21 protein-coding genes and 2 pseudogenes are annotated in these 21,839 nt (G+C 70.9%); 14 read left to right on the top strand and 9 right to left on the bottom strand.

The annotated features are described in order from the left end of the window. Window positions 1-81: 81 nt before the first annotated feature. The 7 genes from ACWDR3_RS10210 (at window position 82) to ACWDR3_RS10180 (ending at window position 6,808) form a co-directional block, all read left to right on the top strand. Complete coding sequence (locus tag ACWDR3_RS10210; protein WP_450352014.1) at window positions 82-1,494, top strand: phytoene desaturase family protein; 1,413 nt, start codon at window positions 82-84, stop codon at window positions 1,492-1,494. Window positions 1,495-1,594: 100 nt separating this feature from the next. Further along, a complete protein-coding gene (locus ACWDR3_RS10205; protein WP_450352013.1) occupies window positions 1,595-2,416 on the top strand; it encodes an alpha/beta fold hydrolase in 822 nt (273 codons plus the stop codon). Window positions 2,417-2,581: 165 nt separating this feature from the next. Further along, window positions 2,582-3,052, top strand: a complete 471-nt coding sequence (locus ACWDR3_RS10200) for a DUF7144 family membrane protein (RefSeq protein ID WP_450352012.1) — start codon at window positions 2,582-2,584, stop codon at window positions 3,050-3,052. A 134-nt stretch (window positions 3,053-3,186) separates the two neighbouring features. Continuing rightward, complete coding sequence (locus ACWDR3_RS10195; RefSeq protein WP_450352011.1) at window positions 3,187-4,659, top strand: AlkA N-terminal domain-containing protein; 1,473 nt, start codon at window positions 3,187-3,189, stop codon at window positions 4,657-4,659. A 45-nt stretch (window positions 4,660-4,704) separates the two neighbouring features. Beyond that, window positions 4,705-5,202, top strand: a complete 498-nt coding sequence (locus ACWDR3_RS10190; RefSeq protein ID WP_450352010.1) for a methylated-DNA--[protein]-cysteine S-methyltransferase — start codon at window positions 4,705-4,707, stop codon at window positions 5,200-5,202. Between the two features lie 71 nt (window positions 5,203-5,273). Further along, on the top strand, window positions 5,274-6,038 hold the full coding sequence (locus ACWDR3_RS10185; RefSeq protein WP_450352009.1) for a DeoR/GlpR family DNA-binding transcription regulator: 765 nt from the start codon (window positions 5,274-5,276) through the stop codon (window positions 6,036-6,038). Window positions 6,039-6,160: 122 nt separating this feature from the next. Further along, window positions 6,161-6,808, top strand: a complete 648-nt coding sequence (locus ACWDR3_RS10180; protein ID WP_450352008.1) for a dihydrofolate reductase family protein — start codon at window positions 6,161-6,163, stop codon at window positions 6,806-6,808. Between the two features lie 42 nt (window positions 6,809-6,850). Here ACWDR3_RS10180 and ACWDR3_RS10175 read toward each other — a convergent pair. Both ACWDR3_RS10175 and ACWDR3_RS10170 read right to left on the bottom strand, forming a co-directional pair. After that, window positions 6,851-7,018, bottom strand: a pseudogene (locus ACWDR3_RS10175) (NAD-dependent deacetylase); the annotation flags it as partial. A gap of 63 nt (window positions 7,019-7,081) precedes the next feature. Then, a complete protein-coding gene (locus tag ACWDR3_RS10170) occupies window positions 7,082-7,831 on the bottom strand; it encodes a maleylpyruvate isomerase family mycothiol-dependent enzyme (protein ID WP_450352007.1) in 750 nt (249 codons plus the stop codon). Window positions 7,832-8,018: 187 nt separating this feature from the next. Between ACWDR3_RS10170 and ACWDR3_RS10165 the strand changes: the two are divergent. Continuing rightward, window positions 8,019-8,561 (top strand): annotated as a pseudogene (locus tag ACWDR3_RS10165) (transposase); the annotation flags it as partial. Window positions 8,562-8,585: 24 nt separating this feature from the next. Here ACWDR3_RS10165 and ACWDR3_RS10160 read toward each other — a convergent pair. The 3 genes from ACWDR3_RS10160 to ACWDR3_RS10150 form a co-directional block, all read right to left on the bottom strand. Next, the gene (locus tag ACWDR3_RS10160; protein WP_450352006.1) at window positions 8,586-9,311 is read right to left on the bottom strand and encodes an SIR2 family NAD-dependent protein deacylase; all 726 of its coding nucleotides are present in this window, start codon (window positions 9,309-9,311) and stop codon (window positions 8,586-8,588) included. Between the two features lie 125 nt (window positions 9,312-9,436). Next, window positions 9,437-9,928, bottom strand: coding sequence for an NUDIX domain-containing protein (locus ACWDR3_RS10155; RefSeq protein ID WP_450352005.1), 492 nt, complete (start codon window positions 9,926-9,928; stop codon window positions 9,437-9,439). Between the two features lie 105 nt (window positions 9,929-10,033). Next, the gene (locus tag ACWDR3_RS10150; RefSeq protein ID WP_450352004.1) at window positions 10,034-11,107 is read right to left on the bottom strand and encodes an ADP-ribosylglycohydrolase family protein; all 1,074 of its coding nucleotides are present in this window, start codon (window positions 11,105-11,107) and stop codon (window positions 10,034-10,036) included. 212 nt (window positions 11,108-11,319) lie between these two features. Between ACWDR3_RS10150 and ACWDR3_RS10145 the strand changes: the two genes are divergently transcribed. Beyond that, complete coding sequence (locus ACWDR3_RS10145; protein WP_450352049.1) at window positions 11,320-12,438, top strand: glycerate kinase; 1,119 nt, start codon at window positions 11,320-11,322, stop codon at window positions 12,436-12,438. An 85-nt stretch (window positions 12,439-12,523) separates the two neighbouring features. Here the strand turns inward: ACWDR3_RS10145 and ACWDR3_RS10140 are convergent, their stop codons facing one another. Then, window positions 12,524-13,720, bottom strand: coding sequence for a PucR family transcriptional regulator (locus ACWDR3_RS10140; RefSeq protein ID WP_450352003.1), 1,197 nt, complete (start codon window positions 13,718-13,720; stop codon window positions 12,524-12,526). A 178-nt stretch (window positions 13,721-13,898) separates the two neighbouring features. On the opposite strand from ACWDR3_RS10140, the gene ACWDR3_RS10135 reads away from it, so the two are divergent. From ACWDR3_RS10135 to ACWDR3_RS10115, 5 genes are read left to right on the top strand one after another with little or no spacing between them, the layout of a single operon-like run. Continuing rightward, a complete protein-coding gene (locus ACWDR3_RS10135; RefSeq protein WP_450352002.1) occupies window positions 13,899-14,717 on the top strand; it encodes an ABC transporter ATP-binding protein in 819 nt (272 codons plus the stop codon). Between the two features lie 8 nt (window positions 14,718-14,725). After that, on the top strand, window positions 14,726-15,637 hold the full coding sequence (locus ACWDR3_RS10130) for an ABC transporter ATP-binding protein (protein WP_450352001.1): 912 nt from the start codon (window positions 14,726-14,728) through the stop codon (window positions 15,635-15,637). Continuing rightward, window positions 15,634-16,524, top strand: coding sequence for a branched-chain amino acid ABC transporter permease (locus tag ACWDR3_RS10125; RefSeq protein WP_450352000.1), 891 nt, complete (start codon window positions 15,634-15,636; stop codon window positions 16,522-16,524). Before ACWDR3_RS10130 ends, ACWDR3_RS10125 begins: the two co-directional genes overlap by 4 nt. After that, window positions 16,517-17,602, top strand: coding sequence for a branched-chain amino acid ABC transporter permease (locus ACWDR3_RS10120; RefSeq protein ID WP_450351999.1), 1,086 nt, complete (start codon window positions 16,517-16,519; stop codon window positions 17,600-17,602). Before ACWDR3_RS10125 ends, ACWDR3_RS10120 begins: the two co-directional genes overlap by 8 nt. Beyond that, the gene (locus ACWDR3_RS10115) at window positions 17,599-18,870 is read left to right on the top strand and encodes an ABC transporter substrate-binding protein (RefSeq protein WP_450351998.1); all 1,272 of its coding nucleotides are present in this window, start codon (window positions 17,599-17,601) and stop codon (window positions 18,868-18,870) included. The genes ACWDR3_RS10120 and ACWDR3_RS10115 overlap by 4 nt, the downstream gene beginning before the upstream one ends. 94 nt (window positions 18,871-18,964) lie before the next feature. Here the strand turns inward: ACWDR3_RS10115 and pssA are convergent, their stop codons facing one another. From pssA to ACWDR3_RS10100, 3 genes are all read right to left on the bottom strand, one after another. Then, window positions 18,965-19,747, bottom strand: a complete 783-nt coding sequence (gene pssA / locus ACWDR3_RS10110) for a CDP-diacylglycerol--serine O-phosphatidyltransferase (RefSeq protein ID WP_450351997.1) — start codon at window positions 19,745-19,747, stop codon at window positions 18,965-18,967. A gap of 58 nt (window positions 19,748-19,805) precedes the next feature. Then, window positions 19,806-20,462, bottom strand: a complete 657-nt coding sequence (locus ACWDR3_RS10105) for a phosphatidylserine decarboxylase (protein WP_124002280.1) — start codon at window positions 20,460-20,462, stop codon at window positions 19,806-19,808. A gap of 170 nt (window positions 20,463-20,632) precedes the next feature. Further along, window positions 20,633-21,838: an acyl-CoA dehydrogenase family protein gene (locus ACWDR3_RS10100; protein ID WP_450351996.1), complete on the bottom strand. Its 1,206-nt coding sequence runs from the start codon at window positions 21,836-21,838 to the stop codon at window positions 20,633-20,635. Window position 21,839: the final 1 nt, after the last annotated feature.

The following is a 21,839-nucleotide window of genomic DNA, read 5'->3' as shown; positions in this document are numbered from 1 at the left end:
CGTGACCCAAAGGTGTCAGTGCCCCGTCATATCCTGACCCCGCAGGCCATCGGCTGACGAAGGGGTCCGAAGGTGCCGTCGATGCTCGATGTGGTCGTGGTGGGAGCGGGGCCCAACGGGCTGACCGCGGCCGTGGAGCTGGCCCGTCGCGGCTTCTCCGTGGCGGTCTTCGAGGCCCGTGACACCGTGGGCGGGGGAGCCCGTACGGAAGAGCTCACCCTGCCCGGCTTCCGCCACGACCCCTGCTCGGCCGCCCACCCGCTCGGGATCAGCTCCCCGGCGTTCCGTGCCCTGCCCCTGGAGCGGTACGGCCTGGAGTGGCTCCAGCCCGAGCTGCCCATGGCGCACCCCTTCACCGACGGCACCGCCGCAGTGCTGTCCCGGTCGGTCGCCGAGACGGCCGCCTCCTTCGGGCCCCGGGACGCGGGACCGTACCGCAGGCTGGTCGAGCCCTTCCTCCTCAAGTGGGACACCCTGGTGCGCGACTTCATGTCGCTGCCGCTCACCTCGCTCCCGCGCGACCCGGTGACCCTCGCGCGCTTCGGTCTCGTCGGTCTGCCCCCGTCGACCTGGCTGACCCGCCGCTTCCACGACGAGCGCGCCAAGGCGCTCTTCGCGGGCCTCGTCGCGCACGTCATGGCCCCGCTCTCAGGCTTCGCCACCGGCGCGATCGGCCTGGTCTTCGCCCTCGCCGCGCACGCGCACGGCTGGCCGGTCGCCCGCGGCGGCTCCCAGTCCATCTCCGACGCGCTCGCCGCCTACCTCAAGGACCTCGGCGGCACGGTCCACACGGACTACGAGGTCAAGCGCCTCGACGACCTGCCGCCCGCCCGCGCGTACGTCTTCGACACCTCGCCCACCGCCCTGGCCCGCATCGCGGGCTTCGGCCGCTACTACGAGGGCTACCGCTACGGCCCGGGAGTCTTCAAGGTCGACTACGCGCTGGACGGCCCGGTGCCGTGGACCGCCGAGCAGGCCCGCGTCGCCGGCACCGTACAGATCGGCGCCGACAGCGCGGAGATCGGCATCGCACTGCGCGCCGCTTCCCGGGAGGGCCGGGCGCCCGACCGGCCGTTCCTGATCACGGTGCAGCCCGGTGTCGTCGACCCCGGCCGCGCACCCGAGGGCAAGCAGGTCTTCTGGGCCTACGGACATGTCCCCAGCGGCTGGACCGGCGACCTCACGGACGCGATGGAACGCCAACTGGAGCGCTTCGCCCCGGGGTTCCGCGACCGCGTCCTCGCCCGCGCGATCGCCGGACCACCCGAACTCGCCGCGCGCAACGCCAACTACGTCGGCGGCGACATCGGCTCCGGCGCGGTCTCGGGCCTGCAGACCCTGCTGCGCCCCAAGCTCTCCCTGTCGCCGTACACCACCCCGCACCCCGCCGTCTTCATCTGCTCCTCGGCCACGCCACCGGGGCCCGGTGTGCACGGCATGTCGGGGCACAACGCGGCGAAGGCGGTCTGGCGCAGACTGCGCGAGCAGTCGTGACCTGCCGGCCGCAACTGGACTGACCAGCACGGCAGTTCGGTCCATGCATGCGGTCCATGAATGCGGTCCATGAACTCGGTCGATGAAGGGGAGCAGCGGTATGCCACGAGTCGAAGTGAACGGGGTGGACCTCTACCGCGAAGTCGTGGGCGACGGCGACCCGTTGGTCCTGGTGCACGGATCCTGGGACGACCACTACGCATGGGTGCGTGTCCGCGACGCCTTCGCGGAGCGGTTCCGGGTCCTGGTCTACGACCGCCGCGGGCACGGCCGCAGCGAACGCCCACCCGGGCAGGGGACCCGCGTCGAGGACGAGGAGGACCTGGCCGCGCTGATCGCGACGCTCGGGCCCGGGCCGGTGTACGTGGCGGCCAACTCCTTCGGCGCGTCGACCGCACTGGGCCTCGCCGCCCGGCGACCCGAACTCTTCCGCGGACTCACCGTGCACGAGCCGCCGCTCCTGGACCTCGTCGCCGACGATCCCGTACTGCGGCCGATGACGACGTCGGTCCTGCGCGAGCTGGCCGCCGTCCTCGACCACCTGCGCGCGGGCGAGGACCTGGAGGGAGCGCGCCGGTTCATGGACGAGATCGCGCTGGGCCCGGGGGAGTGGGACAAACTCCCCGAGAAGGCTCGCGACACCGTGGTCGCCAACGCCCCCACCTTCCTGGACGAGCACGGCGACCTGGCCTGGGCCGCCCTCGATCTCGACCGCCTCGCCGCCCGTCCCGTTCCCCTGCTGGTCACGCACGGCACGACCAGCCCCGAGTGGCTGCACCCGATCACGGCCCGACTGGAGGCGCTGCCGCAGGCGAGGGCCCACATCTTCGAGGGTTCCGGACACGTCCCTCATGCGACGAGCCCGGAGGAGTACGTGGAGGTCGTGACCGCCTTCGTGGAGGAGACCCGGCGGGCAGGCTGACGTGGACCCGGGCCGCGGCCGGTGACCTGGGCTTCTTCGGGGTGTCCGGGACGGTCGAGCACCTCTCCCCGTTCACCCGTTCGGCGTACTCGGGATGGCGGCCCCCGGTCCTCGGCCGAAGGCTCGGTCTCACCGAAGCGGGGGCCTCAGAAGGGACCAGGACCCATGAGCCAGCAGGCAGCGCACCCGACCGGCACGCCCTCCGGCACCCCGTCCGCCCCGCGTTCCGCGCGCCCCGGAGGGGACGGCGACGGCTGGGTGTCCGGCGGTGTCGTCTTCGCCGGTGTGCTGATGCTGTGCAGCGGTGTCCTCGCTGTCCTGCAGGGCATCGCAGCGATCGCCAAGGACGACGTGTACGGCCGTGTCGGCAGCTACGTCTACGAGCTCAACCTCACCGGCTGGGGCTGGATCCACGTCATCCTCGGCGCCCTCGTCGCAGTCACCGGCTGGGGCGTGCTCAGGGGCGAGTCCTGGGCGCGGTTCACCGGCATCTTCCTGGCCTCGCTGAGCCTGGTCGCGCAGTTCCTGTTCCTGCCGTACTCGCCCCTGTGGTCCCTGGTCATGATGGCCATCGACGTGTTCGTCATCTGGGCGCTGGCCTCGCAGCAGGACACGGTGGGCAGCAAGCCGGCATGACGTGGGGTCGCGGGGTCGGCGGATGAGTGAGGTCGGCCGGTGATCCGAGGTGCCCCAGGGCACGCAAGGTTGATGTCGGATTCTCGCCAGCCTCGCCCTCGCGCATCGCCGATGCTGGACGCATGCATAACGGGATGCACACCGACCGAGAGCGCTGCGTACGCGCCGTCCAGTCCAAGGACGCGCGCTTCGACGGCTGGTTCTTCACGGCGGTCCTGACGACCCGGATCTACTGCCGGGCGAGTTGCCCCGTGGTCCCGCCCAAGCCCGAGAACATGGTCTTCTACCCCAGCGCGGCGGCCTGCCAGCAGGCCGGATTCCGGGCCTGCAAGCGGTGCCGGCCCGACACCAGCCCCGGTTCCCCGGAGTGGAACCAGCGTGCCGACCTCGTCGCCCGCGCGATGCGGCTGATCGCCGACGGTGTCGTGGACCGCGACGGCGTACCCGGCCTCGCCGCCCGCCTCGGCTACAGCACCCGGCAGGTCGAACGCCAGCTGCTCGCCGAGGTCGGCGCCGGGCCGCTCGCGCTCGCGCGGGCCCAACGCGCCCAGACCGCACGCCTGTTGATCGAGACGACCCCGCTCCCGATGGCGGAGCTCGCCTTCGCGGCCGGCTTCTCCTCGATCCGCACCTTCAACGACACCGTGCGCGAGGTCTTCGCCCTCTCCCCGACCGAACTGCGCAATCGCCGCCCCAAGAGGGCCACGGCGGCCCTCACCCCCGGAGTGCTGACACTCCGCCTCCCCTTCCGCGCCCCGCTCAACCCCGACAACCTCTTCGGCCACCTCGCGGCGACCGCCGTACCAGGGGTGGAGGAGTGGCGGGACGGCGCCTACCGCCGCACCCTCCGTCTCCCGTACGGACACGGCATCGTCGCGCTCACCCCGGCCGCCGACCACATCGCCTGCCGGCTCACCCTCAGCGACCTGCGCGACCTCACGGTCGCCATCAGCCGCTGCCGCCGCATGCTCGACCTGGATGCCGACCCGGTCGCGATCGACGACCAGCTCCGCACGGACCCGTTGCTCGCCCCGCTCGTCGACAAGGCGCCGGGCCGACGGGTCCCGCGCACGGTCGACGAGGCGGAGTTCGCCGTACGCGCCGTGCTGGGTCAGCAGGTCTCCACCGCCGCGGCCCGCACGCACGCGGCCCGCCTGGTCACCGCGCACGGCGACCCGGTGGAGGACCCCGAGGGCGGCCTCACCCACCTCTTCCCGACCCCGGAGGCGCTCGCCGCCCTGGACCCGGAGTCCCTGGCGATGCCCCGCACCCGCCGCATCACCTTCACCACACTCGTACGCCAACTGGCCGACGGCACACTCCACTTGGGACCGGAGAGCGACTGGCCCGAGACCCGGGCCGCGCTCCTCTCCCTTCCCGGCTTCGGCCCCTGGACGGCCGACGTCATCGCGATGCGCGCCCTCGGCGACCCGGACGCGTTCCTCGCCACCGACCTCGGAATCCGCCGCGCCGCCCAGGAGTTGGGCCTCCCGTCCACACCGGCGGCCCTCACGACCCGAGCGGCGGCCTGGCGCCCCTGGCGGGCGTACGCGACCCAGTACCTGTGGGCGACCGACAGTCACCCGATCAACTTCCTCCCGGTATAAGCGCTTTCACGGATGTATTCGTAGATGTAAGGGCATGCGCAGAAAATGAAGCAGCACACCGTCATCCCCAGCCCCTACGGCCCCCTCACCCTCGTCGCCGACGACGGTGTCCTGTGCGGTCTCTACATGACCGAACAGCGCCACCGACCACCCGAGGAGACCTTCGGCCCCCGCGACGAAACGCTCTTCAGCGAGGCCGAGGAGCAACTGGAGGCCTATTTCGCGGGCGAGTTGAAGGAGTTCACCCTCGACCTGAAGCTGATCGGCACCCCGTTCCAGCGCAGCGTCTGGGACCAGCTCAACCTGATCCCCTACGGCGAGACCCGCTCCTACGGCGATCTGGCCGACGCCCTCGGCAACCCGGGCGCCTCCCGCGCGGTAGGCCTCGCCAACGGCAAGAACCCCATCGGCATCATCGTCCCCTGCCACCGGGTAGTCGGCGCGAGCGGCAGTCTGACGGGCTACGGCGGCGGCCTGGACCGCAAGCAGCGACTGCTGGCGTTCGAGGGCGGTGCGGTCGAGAGCGGCGCGACGCTGTTCTAGCCGCCCAGTACCTCAATCGCCCACGTCAGCAACCGAGTTGTGCGGGCCGGTGACGTGTAGTGTTCCGTGGCGTGCTGGCTGAACAACGACACCAACTCATCCTGCGGGCGTTGCGATCCGGCGGCACCGTCACCGTGACGGACCTCGCGGGTCAGCTTGCGGCCAGCCCCGCGACCGTACGCCGTGATCTCCTCAAACTGGAGGACGACGGCCTGCTCACCCGGGTCCACGGCGGGGCGGTGATCGAAGAGGGCGGTGCCGCACCCTTCGTCGAGGCCGCCGAGGCCCAGGTGGCGGAGAAGGACGCGATAGCCGCCCACGCGGCCACGCTGATCGAGGACGGCCAGTCGATCATCCTCGACTCCGGCACGACCGTCCACCGCCTGGCCCGTCGGCTGCACGGACGCCGGATCACCGTGATCACCAACAACCTCGTGGTGTACGACGAACTCCTCCCGGACGACAGTGTCGAACTGATGCTGCTGGGCGGCATGGTCATCCGTGAGTCACGCATGCTGGACGGCTTCGTGGCCGAGGACAACCTCCGTCAGGTGCACGCCGATTGGCTCTTCATGGGTGCCTGCGGCATCCGCCCCGCGGGTCAGGTCATGGACACCACCGTCGCCGAGGTGCCCGCCAGGCGCGCCATGATCGCCGCCAGCGACAAGGTGACCCTCCTCGCCGACCACACCAAGTTCCCCGGCACGGGCATGGTCAAGATCTGCGGCCCCGAGGAGCTGGACACCGTGGTCACCAACACGTCGGCGGACGCGGCGACTTGCGCGGTGCTGGCGGAGGCGGGCGTGCGGGTGACGCGAGTGCCCGCCGGGTCCTAGGGACCGGACCTCTCCCAATCGCCGTACCGGGCGGCTGACCGTCGACCGGCCATTGTCCACTACCTCTGCGAGACCGGGCCGATTCGACGAGACTGGGCCGCAGAGGAAAGGGGTCGCCACTCATGTCTCACGCCCGTGTGCACAACTTCTCGATCTCGCTCGACGGCTTCGGCACCGGTGACGTCCAGAGCAAGGACGCGCCCTTCGGCCATGCCGGCGAAAGGCTGCACCAGTGGATGTTCACCACTGGGTTCTGGCACGGCATGACAGGAGGTGCGGGCGGGACCGGCGGCGTCGACGACGCCTTCGCCCGCCAGTTCGAGCCAGGGATCGGCGCCGAGATCATGGGCGCCGGCAAGTTCGGCCCGCCCGGCTGGCACGAGGACCCGGAGTGGAAGGGGTGGTGGGGGCCCAACCCCCCGTTCCACACACCGACGTTCGTCCTCACCCACCACCCGCGCCCGTCGATCGAGATGGAGGGCGGCACGACGTTCCACTTCCTCGACACGTCCCCCGACAAGGCGCTGGAGACGGCCCGCGATGCCGCCGACGGCCAGGACGTACGCATCGGCGGGGGAGTCACCGTGGTCCGCGACTTCCTCGCCGCCGGCCTCATCGACCGTATGCACGTCGTGGTGGTCCCGATCCTGCTCGGCCGGGGCGTACGCCTCTGGGACGGCCTTGAGGACGTGGAGAAGGACTACGCGGTCGAGGCCACCTCGTCGCCCACCGGCGTCACGCACGTGACCTTCACCCGCAAGGGCCCCTGAGGAGACCCTGCGGGCCTCTTAGGAGACCCGCCGGGCGAGCGGTCACTCGTCCCCCGCGCCCAGCCGGCGCAGCAGCGCGGGCAGGGCTGTGCCGATCGGTTCTCGTACGACCTCGTCGGCGCGTGCGTCGTACGGGGTCGGCTCGGCGTTGACGATGACGAGCCGGGCGCCGTGGTCGGCGGCGACTCCGGCGAGTCCTGCCGCGGGGTTCTGCTTCCTGGTAATCGGGGCGTCGGCGAGCCGGCCTGCAGGGGGGTTTCCGGGGCTGAAAGATCAGCCCAAGTCTGGCCAGTTCAGGAGGTTCTCCAGGGTGGCGCGGTCACCCTCGCTTCGCAGGTTGTCCATGGGGACGCGGCCGTGCATGGCGAGCAACAGGTTGCTTGCGGATCCGTGGAGGTCGGCGTTCGTTTCATGGTGGCCGTCGATGAGGTGTGAGCCCGATGTCGTCAGTTCGAGCAGCCATGACTGGCCCTCGGCGGCGTGCAGGCCGATCCGGGCCGGCTCGTGCGGCCAGGGGCCGGCAGTGCCATGGCTGATGCCGATGAACTCGGCGATGCCGTCGAGTGCGACAGCCGTGGGGATGGGCTGGGGAGTTGAGGTGGCGAGCTGGGCGTCGAAGGCGTGGACAGCAGCCTCCTGGACCTGATGGCGCGCCACGGCACTACTGGTCGTCGGGACGTCGGAGTCGCCCCACCATGTCCAGCAGTCCACCGCGGGACCTGCGGCTTGCAGGGCGGCGACCAGTTCCTGGGTGGCTGCGGCCGAACGGGCCAGTAGGTCGGCTGACAGCGTGTCATCGGACAGTGCCACGGTCGGGGGCTTCTCGCTGGGACCGGCTACGACCGCCGCCGCCCAGAACCGGTGCACCTCGGTGAGGTGCTCAACGAGGTCACGGAGTGACCAGTCGGGGCAGCTGGGGACGCGGACATCCAGATCGGGGGACGCCGCGACGCTGCTGCGCAGGGCGGCGGAGCGGTCTTGGACCAGGGCCAGCAGGTCTTCGAAGGCAGGTGTCTCGGTCATGCCAGCTTCCTATCACCCGGCACTGACAGTGGCCCCTCGCGATCTCCACCGACCTGCGAGTGCTCCAACAGCGGTTCGTGGTCGTGCTGTTGGGGACGCGACCCCGCACGGTCTGCAGCACCTGCCGGCGAGGGCCAAGTGGGGCGCCGCAACGGTGGGCGTGCAGCGCCAGAACACCGGCACCGCCGGGCGCATCGAGAACAGCCAGGTCGCCGTCTACCTCTCCTACTCCACCGTGCTCGGACACGCGGCGATCGACCTGAACTGTATGTCCCGCTTTCCTGGACCGATGATCCGGCCCGCTGCCAGGCCGCCGGGATACCCGACAGCGTCGCCTTCACCACGAAACCCGTACTCGCCGCCCGCATGATCGGCCGGGCACTGGATGCCAGCGTCCCCGCATCCTGGCCGACATCGCCGACGACCGGACCGGCCACCAACTGCTCGTCCGCCGCAACCCGCGAACCCGGGAACTTGCCTTCTACCGCTGCTACTCAGCCGCCCAGGTCCCACTGTCCACCCTGGTGCGGGTCGTCGGACGCAGATGGACCGTCGAGGAAACCTTCCAGTCCGGCAAGGGCCCGGCCGGACTGGACGAACATCAGGTCAGACGCTGGACGTCCGACGCACCCACGACGCGGCCCACCGACTCGAAGGGTCCCACTGGCGACGTCGCCACCAAGCCCGATCCCGAGCCAGCCACTATCAACGGCAAGCCACTTACGCATGAAGATCGCGATCTACAGCTGAAGTACTAGGCGCTCAGCCGGCGCAGCAGCACGGGCAGGGCTGTGCCGATCGGTTCCCGTACGACCTCGTCGGCCCGTTCGTCGTACGGGGTCGGTTCGGCGTTGACGATGACGAGGCGTGCGCCGTGGTCGGCGGCGACTCCGGCGAGTCCTGCCGCGGGGTGTACCTGGAGGCTGCTGCCGACGGCGATGAACACCTGGCAGGCCTTGGCGATGGCGGCGGCTTCGCCGAGGACCACCGGGTCGAGGTGTTCGCCGAAGAAGACGGTCGCCGACTTCAGGATGCCGCCGCAGTCGAGGCAGGGCGGATCCTCCTCGCCGGCCTCGACGCGGGCGATCGCGTCCTCCATCGGCCCGCGCGCACCGCACTTGGTGCACACGAAACTCCGTGCGCTGCCGTGCAGTTCGAGCACTTTGCGGGCGGGCAGGCCGGCCCGCTGGTGCAGCCCGTCGACGTTCTGCGTGAGCACCCGCACCGGAACCCCGGCTCGCTCCAGCTCCGCCACCGCCACGTGCGCGGCGTTCGGTTCGGCCGTGAGGGTGCGGTTCTTGCGCCGCATCTGCCATGAACGGCGGCGGATCTCCGGGTCGTTCATGTAGTACTCGTACGTCACGAGCTTCTCGGCCTCGGGATCCTTCCGCCACAGGCCGTTGGGGCCGCGGTAGTCGGGGATGCCGGAATCGGTGGAGATACCCGCGCCGCTGAGAAGGGCGACAAGTGGTCTGCTCATGGCGTCGAGCGTAGGTCGGCGCATCCGCGCGCGGCCAACGGATATCGCCGAGGTCGGGTGCGGTGCTGTCGAGCACGGTCATCGGACCGGCCGACCCGGACGCCGACTGTGCCGGCCGGCCCCCGTCAGCCGACCCGCTGCCCGTTCTCCAGTTCCGCCGTGCCGGAGCCCGATGTGAGGACGTCCAAGGCGACCAGGACCCGGTGACCGAGGGTGCCCTGGAGGTACTCGCCGAGCTGGTCGGGCTCCACCAGGCGCCACGACAGCAGCTCCTCCTCCTGGAGGCGGATCGCCTTGAAGTCGTCCTCGGTGAGGACTCCGCCGTCGTACAGGTACGCCACCAGCGGCGGCCAGGTCGGCCGGTACACCCAGTCCACCGCGAGGAGTTGCCCGAGTTCGCGGTCGAGGCCGATCTCCTCAAGGGTTTCGCGGCGCGCGCCCTGGCGCGGGGTCTCGCCGTCGTCGGACTCGATCGTGCCGCCCGGAAGCGCCCAACCCTCACGGTAGTTGGGCTCGACGAGCAGGACCCGGCCCGCGGCGTCACGGAAGAGGGCGGCGGCACCGGCGAGCACGCGGGGCAGTCCGGCGATGTACGTGGCGAAGTCTTGGGTGGTCATTCTGGAAGGGTAACCAGCCCGCGCGGACGCACATCGGACTCACCGCCGGGCGAGGGCGAGCAGCGGATCGGGTTCGGCCCGGGCCCGTTCACGCACTCGCGCCGATCAGGCGTCGACATCCGCCAACTGCACCGTCCGCTCCGCCAGTTCACTGATTCGAGCCCGGTCGAAGCCGAAGACCGCGCTGCGTACCGTGTCCTCCAGCGGCTCCTTCCACTGCGCCGGGATGGCGTCCGCGCCGGTCAGTACGCCCGCCACCGAGCCGGCGGTCGCGCCGTTGGAGTCGGTGTCCAGGCCGCCGCGGACGGTGAGGGTGATGGTGCGGGTGAAGTCGCCGTCGCCGTACAGAAGTCCCGCGGTGAGCACCGCCGCGTTCGGGATGGTGTGGATCCAGCCGAGTCCGGCGGTCTCCTCGGACACCGTCGTGAGCGTGTCCTCCCAGGTCATGCGGGTGTCGTGGAGCGAGACGACCCGGCGCACGGTACGGGCCAGCCGGCTGCCCGCCGGGATGACGGCCAGTGCCTGGTCCACCGCGTTCCGGACGGTCGGCGCGGTGAAGGCCGCAGCGATCAGCGCCGCCGCCCACATCGCGCCGTAGACCCCGTTGCCCGTATGCGACAGGACCGCGTCCCGGCGGGCCAGGGAGGCGGCGCGGCGGGGGACGCCCGGGCAGGTCCAGCCGTAGATGTCGGCGCGGATCAGCGCGCCGATCCACTCCTGGTACGGGTTGTCGTACGTCGCCGTCAGCGGCGGCTTGAGCCCGTTGGCGAGGTTGCGGTACGCGGCCCGCTCCGCCGTGTAGGTCTGCAGATACGGCAGCCGCAGCAGCCACAGATCGCCGACCTGCTCGGTGCTGAAGCCGAAACCGTGGGTCTCCAGCAGGTCGAGCCCGAGGATCGCGTAGTCGACGTCGTCGTCCCGGCAGCTGCCGTGGATGCGGCCGCGCACGCACTGGCGCCACTCGGGGCGCAGTTCGAAGCCGTCGCTCTCGTCGGCGGGCGCGGGCAGGTAGTCGGTGAGCGGCAGGGCGGCGGCCTGCCGCAGATAGCGGTCGATCCGGTCCCGCGTCCACAGGTCGCCCTGCTCGACCGGCTTGCCGAGCATGTTGCCCGAGATCCGGCCCAGCCAGCCCCCGAGAACGCGGTCGGCGAGCTCTGGCGCGGTGCCCACAGGGGTCATGGTCCCGGTTTACCCGAATCCGGCCCGTCCGTCCCCCCTTCGGCGGTCCGCACAGGGGTTTCCCACCGCGCTCGTACGTTGTTCCCACCCCGTTCTCAGGGAACGGTCGGGGCATGACGGCGGGGCCGTCCGCCGGTTAAGGTCACAGCGGCGCGACTGGTCCTGACATGTGCGGGACCCGGAGAGCAAGGGGATAACTGGTGACACAGCGGGTGCTCATCGCCGCGGACAAGTTCAAGGGCTCGCTGACGGCCGTACAGGTCGCCGAGCGGGTGACGACCGGGCTGCGCCGGATCGTCCCGGCGCTCCAGGTGGCGTCGCTCCCGGTGGCCGACGGCGGTGACGGCACCGTGGACGCGGCGGTCGCGGCCGGTTTCGAACGGCACGAGGTGCGGGTCGCGGGACCGCTCGGGCACGAGGTGACGGCGGCCTTCGCGCTGCGCGGCGACACGGCGGTCGTCGAGATGGCCGAGGCCAGCGGACTGCAGCGACTGCCCGCGGGCGTCTTCGCACCGCTCACGGCCTCCACGTACGGCTCCGGGGAACTGCTGCGGGCCGCGCTCGACGCGGGCGCGCGGACCATCGTGTTCGGGGTCGGCGGCAGCGCCACGACCGACGGTGGCGCCGGCATGCTGTCCGCGCTGGGCGCACGCTTCCTGGACGCCGAGGGGGAGCCGGTCCCGCCGGGCGGCGGCGGTCTGGCCGAGCTGGCCTCCGCCGACCTGTCGGCCCTTGACCCCCGCTTCGCCTCCGTCGAACTGGTGCTCGCCAGCGACGTGGACAACCCGCTCACCGGTCCCAAGGGCGCCCCGGCGGTCTACGGGCCGCAGAAGGGCGCCTCGCCGGACGACGTGGAGGCCCTGGACGCCGCCCTCGCGCACTACGCCAAGGTGCTGGAGGACTCGGTCGGCGCCAAGGCCGCCGAGTACGCCCTCGCGCCGGGCGCGGGTGCCGCGGGCGGTATCGGCTACGGCGCCCTCCTGCTCGGCGCCCGGTTCCGCCCCGGCATCGAGGTCATGCTCGACGTCCTCGGCTTCGCGTCGGCCCTTGAGCACGCGGACCTGGTGATCACCGGCGAGGGCTCCCTGGACGAACAGACCCTGCACGGCAAGGCCCCCGCGGGCGTCGCCACCGCAGCGCGGGCGGCCGGCAAGGAGGTCGTCGCGGTGTGCGGACGGCTCGCCCTCCAGCCCCAGGCACTCGGCCAGGCCGGCTTCCGACGGGCGTACCCGCTGACCGGCGTCGAACCGGACATCGCCAAGTGCATCACGGAGGCCGGGCCGATCCTGGAGAAGGTCGCGGAGCAGATCGCGCGGGACTTCCTGGTCTGAGGCCCGCGCAGGTCACCTCCCGGGTCCGCCCGAGGCCCGTCGGAGACACGTCCTCACCCCCAACTCCCTTCCGCCTCAAGCCCGTTCACCTCCGCATCCCCGACAGCCGATACGCGTCCAGCGCCAGCGTCATCTCGATCAGGTCCCGGGGTCTGGCCAGGGAGCGGGACGTGAGCTGTTCCAGCCGCCGTAATCGGTTGAAGACCGTGTTGCGGTGGCAGTACAGCCGCGCCGCGGCCCGGCCCGCCGAGCCCTCGCAGGCCAGCCATCCGTCGAGGGTCTCCAGGAGTACGGCCCGGTCGGCGGGCTCCAGCTCCAGGAGCGCGCCGAACACGTCCGCCACCAGCCGGTCCGCCAGCTCCGGCTGGCTCACCACCAGCGCGGTCGGCATCCGCTGATCCAGGCGTACGACCGCGGTCCCGTCCGGCGGGCAGGTGCGCAGCGCCAGTTCGGCCAGCCGTCGGGCCCGCCCCAGCTCGGCGAGCCCGGGCACCACCGGGCTGATCCCGCCAGGACCCGAGCAGCGCCCGGCGAGCACGCGCGCGACGCCGTCCAGTCCCTGACCGGGCGCGAGCGCCACCACCCCCACCTCGCCGTCGGCCCGCATCCGCCAGATGAACCGGAACCCGGCCCCCTGCACCGGCCGCTCGGCAGGCTCCCGTCGCTCGGCGCGCAGCACGACCACGGCGTACGGCCCGTGCTCCGGCAGGTCGAGCCCCGCCGCCGCCCGCGCCGCGAGCCCAGGCGTGGCCTGCCCCTCCAGCAGCGCGTCGAGCAGCGCCTGCAACTGCTCGTCCGTACGCCGCCGTAACTCCGCCTCCGTGGCCCGGTAGGCCTCCGAGGCGGTCTGGGCCTGCGCGTCCACCGCCGACCACACCATCGTCGTCGAGCGCATCAGCGCCGTGAGCCGCTCGGGCTCTCGGCCCGCCGCCCCGTCGATGAGCGCGTCCCACAGCAGGTAGCCCGCGCTGCGGTAGGCGTGCACGAGGAGATCGAGCGGCAGGCCCTGCCGGGCCCGGCGCCGGCCCGCGTCCTCGGCGTACTCCAGGTCCCGGCGTGGTGAGTCCCGGGGTGCGGACAGCGTCTCGATGCCGATCCGCATCGCCTCCTCCGCCTCCCGCCACTGCTGGTCGGGCGGGAGCACCTGCCCGTAGACGGGGGAGTACTCGGTGAGCTGCCGTAGATGCTCGTCGACGAGTTGCGGCAGCCGTTCCAGCAGAGTCGTGCAGGACTCCGCGAGCAGCTTCCAGTCATGACCGGTCCGCGGCCTTCGCGCTCCCATGGCCGGAGGATGCCATCGCGGGACGGTCCCGCACAGGCCCCTGACACGCGGTGTTGTGCGCGTGCACAACACCCGGCCCGACCCGCTGGGCACGCGCAGCGATTCCGCCACGAGCCGTGGACGGACGCCCCCGCCGGTGCTGGGGTGAGCGCCACACCGAGTCGAACAGGGGGAGTTCATGGGCGGATCCGGACTGGTCGTACGTGATCTGTCGGTCGGATACGGACCCGTACGGGCGGTGCGCCGGGTGTCCCTTGAGGTGCCCGAGGGGGCGGTGGTGACCGTGCTCGGCAGCAACGGCGCGGGCAAGTCCACGCTGCTCAGGGCGGTCAGCCGGACGCTCTCCTTCCACGGCGGCGCGATCACCGAGGGCAGCATCAGCCTGGGCGACCGGCGCCTCGACGGACTCGCGCCGGACCGCGTGGTCGCCGCCGGAGTGTCCCAAGTGCCGGAAGGGAGACGGGTGTTCGCGCGCATGACGGTCGCCGACAACCTGCGCGCGGGCGCCCTCGGAGCCGCCCGCTCGGGCCGGGCCGCCGCCCTCGCCCGCGTCCACGAACTCTTCCCCGTCCTCGCCGAACGCGCAGCCCAACGCGCCGGCCTGCTCTCCGGCGGCGAACAGCAAATGCTCGCCGTCGCCCGTGCGTTGATGGCCGCCCCGAAGGTGCTCCTCCTCGACGAACCCTCCCTCGGCCTCGCCCCGCTCATGGCCCAGCGCATCGCCGACACCGTCCGCGAGATCAACGCCCAGGGCACCTCCGTCCTCCTCGTCGAACAGAACGCGGCCCTCGCCCTCCGTCTCGCCACACGCGCGTACGTCCTCGAAGTCGGCGAGGTCACGCTGTCCGGACCGGCCGAGGAACTGGCCGCCTCCGACGAGGTGCGCCGCCGCTACCTGGGCGTGGTCGGCGAGGACGCGGCGGCGGACGCCGACGCGGGCGCCGCTGCCGAACGGGCGGGCGGCGCACGGCGGACGCTGACCCGGTGGCGGGGGTGAGACGCCGGATGGAGCCGCGCGAAGAGCCGCGTACCGACCCGGCCGACGGACCCCGGACGGACGACCAGTTGGGCTCACCCGGGACGGATCCGCTCGACGCACCCCGTACCGACTCTCTCGACGCACTCGGTGCCGATTCGCTCGACCCACCCCCGACCGACCCCCTCGAAGTCCGCGGTCTCACCGTCCGGTTCGCCGGACTCACCGCCCTGGACGACGTCGGCTTCACGGTCCGCCCCGGCACGGTACACGCGCTCATCGGGCCCAACGGCGCGGGCAAGTCGACCTGTTTCAACGTGCTGTCGGGGGTCTACCGGGCCACCGCAGGCAGCGTCCGCTTCGGCGCGCACGAGCTGACCGGCATGCCCGCGCACCGCATCGCCGGTCTCGGTGTCGCCCGCATCTTCCAGAACCTCGCGCTGCCGCCCCGCGCCTCGGTCGAGGACTGTCTGCTCCTCGGCCGCCACCGACTGACCCGAACGGGCTTCCTGGCGGCCGGACTTGGGCTCCCCTCGGCGGCCCGCGAGGAACGGCTGCATCGCGAACGCGTCCGGGAGATCGCGGAGTTCGTCGGTATCGCCGACTGCCTCCACCGCCCGGCGGGTTCGCTCCCGTACGGACAGCAGAAGCTCGCCGAACTCGCCCGCGCGCTGTGCATGGAACCGCGCCTGCTGCTCCTGGACGAGCCGGTCGCGGGCATGACCGCCGACGAACGGCGCCGAACAGCCGCCGTCATCGCGGGAGTTCGGGACGGGCTCGGCATCTCGATCGTGCTGGTGGAACACGACATGGGGGTGGTGATGCGGCTCGCGGACGCGGTGACCGTACTGGACTTCGGGCGCCTGATCGCGGACGGCGTCCCCGCCGACGTACAGAACGATCCGGCCGTCGTACGCGCCTACCTGGGGGCCGGAGCATGAGCACCTTCGCCGAAGTCCTGCTCAACGGCGTCTCGTTGGGCTCCGTCTACGCGCTCATCGCGCTCGGCTTCGTGGTGGTCTTCCGGGCCACCGAGGTCGTCAACTTCGCCCATGCCTCGCTGCTGCTCGCGGGCGGCTACATCACCGCCTCCCTGCACGACGACATCGGCTTCTGGCCCGCGCTGTTGGTCGGGATCGCGGGGGCCGCGCTGGTCGGTGCCGCCGTGGAGTTCCTGGTGATCCGGCGCTACCGGGGCAGCGACCACAGTGTGCTGGCCATCGTCACCATCGGCGTCGACATCCTGCTCACGACCGAACTGACCCGCCGTATCGGCACGGACGTCATCCCGCTGGGCGACCCGTGGGGCGACGCCGTGCTCAAGATCGGGCCTGTCTCCCTCGCGCACACGCGGATCGCCGCGTTCGTGGCCGCCGCGCTGCTCATCACGGCGTTCCTGCTCGCCTTCCGGTACACGTCCTGGGGCGTGGCGATGCGGGCTGCGGCGGAGAGCGGGGAGACCGCCGCGCTGATGGGCGTACGGCTCGGGCGGGTCTCGCTGGGCGCGTGGGCCGTGGCCGGGGGCTTGGCCGCCGTGGCCGCGCTCTTCCTCACCGTCTTCCCGACCCCGGGCCTGGAACGGGCCACCTCGCTCGCCGCGCTCAAGGCGTTCCCGGCGGCGATCCTCGGCGGCCTCGACTCCACGACGGGAGCGCTGGTGGGCGGTCTGCTGGTCGGCATCACGGAGTCCCTGGCCACCGGCTACCAGAGCGACCTGACCTTCCTGGGCCGCGGCCTGGGCGACCTAGCGCCCTATCTCGTCATGGTCGCGATCCTGCTCATCCGGCCCGCGGGGCTCTTCGGCACGAAGGAGCTGGCGCGTGTCTGAGGTCCTGGTCAAGCCGTTGCGGGTGATCCGGTCCCGCGGACACGTCTGGGCCGTCGTCGCAGCCGTCCTCCTCCTCGCCCTCCCCTTCTACCTCGACCGGTTCTGGCTCCAGGCCGGCCTGTTCGCGATGGCCGCCGCGATCGGGGCGATCGGCATCAACCTGCTCACCGGCGCGACCGGTCAACTCTCCATGGGGCACGCCTTCTTCCTCGCCGTCGGCGCCTACGGGTACTGCGTGTTCGCGGCGGACGGCGGTGACGGGCTGACCGGGCTCGGCCTGCCGACCTGGCTCGCGGCCGTGCTCGCGGTGCTGGTCGCGGGGGTCGCGGGCGGGCTGTTCAGCCCCATCTCCGGGCGGCTCAGCGGGGCGTATCTGGGGATCGCCACGCTCGCCCTGGTCTTCATCGGCCAGCACGTGATGTTCAACGCCCATGACCTGACCGGCGGGGCGAACGGCCGTGACGTACCGCCCCTGAGTCTGTTCGGCCTCACCTTCGACGACCGTGAACTCCTCGTCGCCGCCGTGCCGTTCGGGTCGGCGGAGAAGCTCTGGTACGCGGGTCTGGTCGTGCTGCTCGGCGGTGCGCTGTTCGCCCGTGGAGTGCTGCGCGGGCGGCCGGGGCGGGCCATGAACGCGATCCGGGACCACAGCGTCGCCGCCGGCGTCCTCGGTGTGCCCGTGGCTCGTCATCGCGCCGCCGTCTTCGTGCTGTCGTCGATGTACGCGGGCCTCGCGGGCGTCCTGCTCGCGCTGGTCTTCCAGCGGACCGTGCCCGACTACTTCGGCATCACGCTGTCTCTGGAGTACCTCGCCATGATCGTCATCGGCGGGCTCGGCTCGGTCTCCGGCGCGGTGGCCGGGGCCGTGTTCGTCTCCCTGCTGCCCCAGCTGCTGACCCGCTACAGCGATGCGCTGCCGTTGGTCTCCGCCCCCGGCACGGGCGGGATCGCACCGGGCGAGGCGTCCCGGTACCTCTACGGCGCCGCCGTCGTGCTGGTGGTGCTGTTCCTGCCCGGTGGCCTGGTCAGTACGGCCGCCCGGCGTCGCGTCAGAACCGATCCAGGGGAGGAACGATGAACAGGACGTACGGGGCCAGAGCCGCGGCGGGTGCCCTCGCGGCACTGCTCGTGCTGGCCGGGTGCAGCTCCAAGGCCAAGGACAGTGACAGCGGCGACGGCGACAAGGCGGGCGCGGGCGGGATCAAGACCGGCCAGGGGATCTCCGGCAAGACCATCACGCTCGGCGCGCTCACCGACATGACCGGCGTCTACGCGACCCTCGGCAAGAGCGTCACCCAGGCCCAGCAGCTGTACGTGAAGCAGCTGAACGCGGCCGGGGGCGTCTGCGGCTACAAGGTGGCGCTCACGGTCCGCGACCACGGCTACGACCCGCAGAAGGCCGTCTCCGGCTACACCGAGCTGGCGCCGAAGGTGCTGGGCTTCGCCCAGTTCATCGGCTCGCCGTTCGTCGCGGCGGTCAAGCAGCGCGTCGACGGCCAGGACAAGGGTCTCGTCCTGCCGCAGGCGTGGTCGGCGGCGCTCCTGGGCAGCCCGTACATCCGGGTCATCGGATCCACGTACGACATCGAGACGATCAACGCCGTCGACTTCCTGATCAAGGAGAAGGGGATCAAGAAGGGCGACAAGATCGGGCACGTGTACTTCGAGGGCGACTACGGCGAGAGCGCGCTGGTCGGCTCCAAGTACATGGCGGGCAAGGCGGGGCTGTCCGTCGTCGAGCAGGAGATCAAGCCGACCGACAACGACATGACCGCACAGGTCACCGCCCTCAAGAAGGCAGGCGTCAAGGCGATCGTCATCAGCGCGGGACCCCGTCAGGCGGCCTCGCTGGTCGGGGTCGCGGCGGCGAGCGGCTTCGACGTGCCGGTCATCGGCAACAACTCCGCGTTCGCGCCCCAACTCCTCGCCACCCAGGCGGGTCCGGCCCTGACGAAGAACTACTGGGTCGCCTCGCCCTCGCTGCCGATCGGCGCGGACACCCCGCAGGCGACCAAGCTCGTCGCCGACTACAAGGCGGCTTATCCGAAGGACTCCCTCGACAACGGCATCGTCGCCGGCTGGACCGCCGCGTCGGCCTTCGGCGAGGCCCTGAAGAAGGCCTGCGCGGGCAAGGACCTCACCCGCGAGGGCGTCGACAAGGCCCTGCTGACGCTCGACGCCTTCGACTCCGGCTTCGGCACGGTCCAGGACTTCACCGACCCGGCCGTCGCGTCCTCCCGGGAGAGCGTGATCCTGCAGCCGGACAAGACCGCCACGGGCGGCATGAAGGTCGTACGGGAGGCGGGCGCGTCGAAGGAGGCCGAGGCGTACACACCGAAGGCCTGAGGCGACCGAGATGCCTAGGTAGACGCGTGAGACGGCCGAGGGGCCCGAACCGGAATCGGTTCGGGCCCCTCGGGAGCGTTACGGCTAAGACGTCCTACGGCAGCTGTGCCGCCCGCGCCTCGCGACGGTTGTCGCGGAAGTTGTTCACCCGGCGGGCCGTGGCGAACAGCGGGATGACCGCGCCCATGACCAGCTGCAGGGCGCAGCCCGTCTGGAGCAGGAGCTGGCCGCTGGGGGCGTCGAAGGCCCAGGCGGCCAGGAGGCCCATGGACACGACGATCCAGGCGAGCATCGCGACGGCGAGGCGGCCGCGCGGCTTCGGGTACTCGACCCGGCTCACCATCAGCCAGGCGGTGCCGAGGATGGCCAGGAGCGTCGCCACGAAGGGCAGCTCAAGGAGCACGATCGAGACGACCGTCAGCGCACCGAACGGGGATGGCATGCCTTGGAACATGCCGTTCGGTGGGGTCACGCACGAGAAGCGCGCCAGACGTAGCACCACAGCCAGCAGCACCACGACGGCGCCGACCGCCGCCACCTTCTGATACGCGTCGTCCGCGACCATGCCGTAGACGAGGACGAAGTACGCCGGGGCCAGGCCGAAGCTGATCAGGTCGGAGAGGTTGTCCAGCTCGGCGCCCATGGGGGAGGAGCGGAGCTTCCGTGCGACCAGGCCGTCGAAGAGGTCGAACACCGCAGCGCACAGCATGAGGATCACGGCGGTGGCCGCGCTGTTGCGCGCCATGCCGGATTCCTGGCTGTCGGTGAGGTGCGGGATCAGGATGCCGGTGGTGGTGAAGTACACCGCCATGAAGCCGCACGTGGCGTTACCGAGGGTGAGGGTGTCCGCTATCGAGAGGCGGAGAGAGAGGGGCATCTCCTCCTCGTCGTCCACCTCATCGGCCTCAGGAACCCAGCCGGCCTGCGTCTCAGGATCAATCACGGTCAATGCGAGTCACCCCAGCCACGGTCTTCTGACCGACCTCGACCGCCACCTCCACGCCCTCGGGCAGGTAGATGTCGACGCGCGAGCCGAAGCGGATCAGACCGATACGGTCGCCCTGCTCGACCTTCGTCCCCTGCGGGATGTAGGGCACGATGCGGCGGGCCACCGCGCCGGCGATCTGGATCATCTCGATGTCGCCGAGTTCGGTGTCGAAATGCCAGACTACGCGCTCGTTGTTCTCGCTCTCCTTGTTGAACGCCGGAACGAACCCGCCGGGGATGTGCTCGACCGACGTCACCTCGCCGGAGAGCGGCGCGCGGTTGACGTGGACGTTGAGCGGGCTCATGAAGATCGCGACGCGGGTGCGACCGTCCTTCCACGGCATGATGCTCTGCACCACACCGTCGGCGGGCGAGATGACCCGGCCCGGGCCGATCTCGCGCTCGGGGTCGCGGAAGAACCACAGCATGCCCGCCGCGAGCGCGGTGGCGGGCACGGCGACAGCCTTGGCGGCACCGGACTTGCGGGCGCGTACCAGGCTGAGGGCTGCGGTGGCGACGGTCGGGAGAAGCCACGGCGATGCTCCGCGCGCGAGGCGTACGCCGGCCCGGCTGTCGCGTGGTGCAGAGGTTTGGCTGTGGGGCATGGATGACCTTCGTAGCGGATGATGCCGCGCTGTAACGGGGGACGGCGGCTTTCCCGGGATCGTACCGGTCGACGGCCACAACTGGGCAAGCCAGGAAGCCGAGTCGGCGGCTGAAGGGCGCTGACGGGGTGTGATCTTCTTCTCCAAGAAAACACCCCGTATCCGGACATCTAGCCCTGGAATCGATACTCTTCGAGCAGCCTGCGACCGATGATCATTTTCTGGATCTCGGCGGTACCTTCACCGATCAGCAGCATCGGGGCCTCGCGGTAGAGGCGCTCGATCTCGTACTCCTTGGAGAAGCCGTAGCCGCCGTGGATCCGGAAGGAGTCCTCCACGACCTCCTTGCAGTACTCGGACGCGAGGTACTTCGCCATCCCAGCCTCAAGGTCGTTTCGCTCCCCCGAGTCCTTTTTGCGTGCCGCGTTGACCATCATCGCATGGGCGGCCTCGACCTTGGTAGCCATCTCGGCCAGCTTGAACTGGATGGCCTGGTGCTGGGCGATCGGCTTGCCGAAAGTGTGCCGTTGCTGGGCGTAGCGGACGCCCAGTTCAAAGGCACGCTGAGCGACCCCGCAGCCACGCGCCGCCACGTTGACGCGGCCCACCTCGACCCCGTCCATCATTTGGTAAAAACCTCGGCCCGTCGTCCCGCCGAGCACGCGATCGGCCGGAATGCGCAGGCCATCCATGATCAACTCGGTGGTGTCGACGCCCTTGTAGCCCATCTTGTCGATCTTCCCGGGGATCGTGAGCCCGGGACGGACCTCACCGAAGCCGGGTTCCTTCTCGACCAGGAAGGTCGTCATCGACTTGTGGGGCGCGGTCCCTTCGGGGTGTCCTTCGTCACTTCGGACGAGTACGGCGACCAGAGTTGACGTTCCGCCGTTCGTCAGCCACATCTTCTGGCCGTTCAGGACGTATTCGTCACCGTCCTTGACCGCCTTGGAGGTGATGGCCGAGACGTCCGAGCCAAGACCCGGCTCCGACATCGAGAAGGCACCGCGCACGTCGCCGGCCGCCATGCGCGGCAGGAAGTGCTCCCGCTGCTCCTGGGTGCCGTGCTGCTTGAGCATGTAGGCCACGATGAAATGGGTGTTGATGATGCCGGACACCGACATCCACCCGCGGGCGATCTCCTCGACGCACAGGGCGTAGGTGAGGAGCGACTCGCCAAGACCCCCGTACTCCTCGGGGATCATCAGACCGAACAGGCCCAACTCCTTGAGCCCGTCGACGATCTGCTGCGGATACTCGTCGCGGTGCTCCAGCTCGGTCGCGACCGGGATGATCTCCTTGTCCACGAAGTCGCGGACGGTGGACAGGATCTCCTGCTGGACGTCGGTCAGACCCGCGGTCTGGGCGAGGCGCGCCATG

The sequence above is a fragment of the Streptomyces sp. NPDC001002 genome (genome assembly GCF_053599215.1).
The sequence above is the reverse complement of the archived record's forward strand: the minus strand, read 5'-3'. Positions and strand labels throughout refer to the sequence as shown.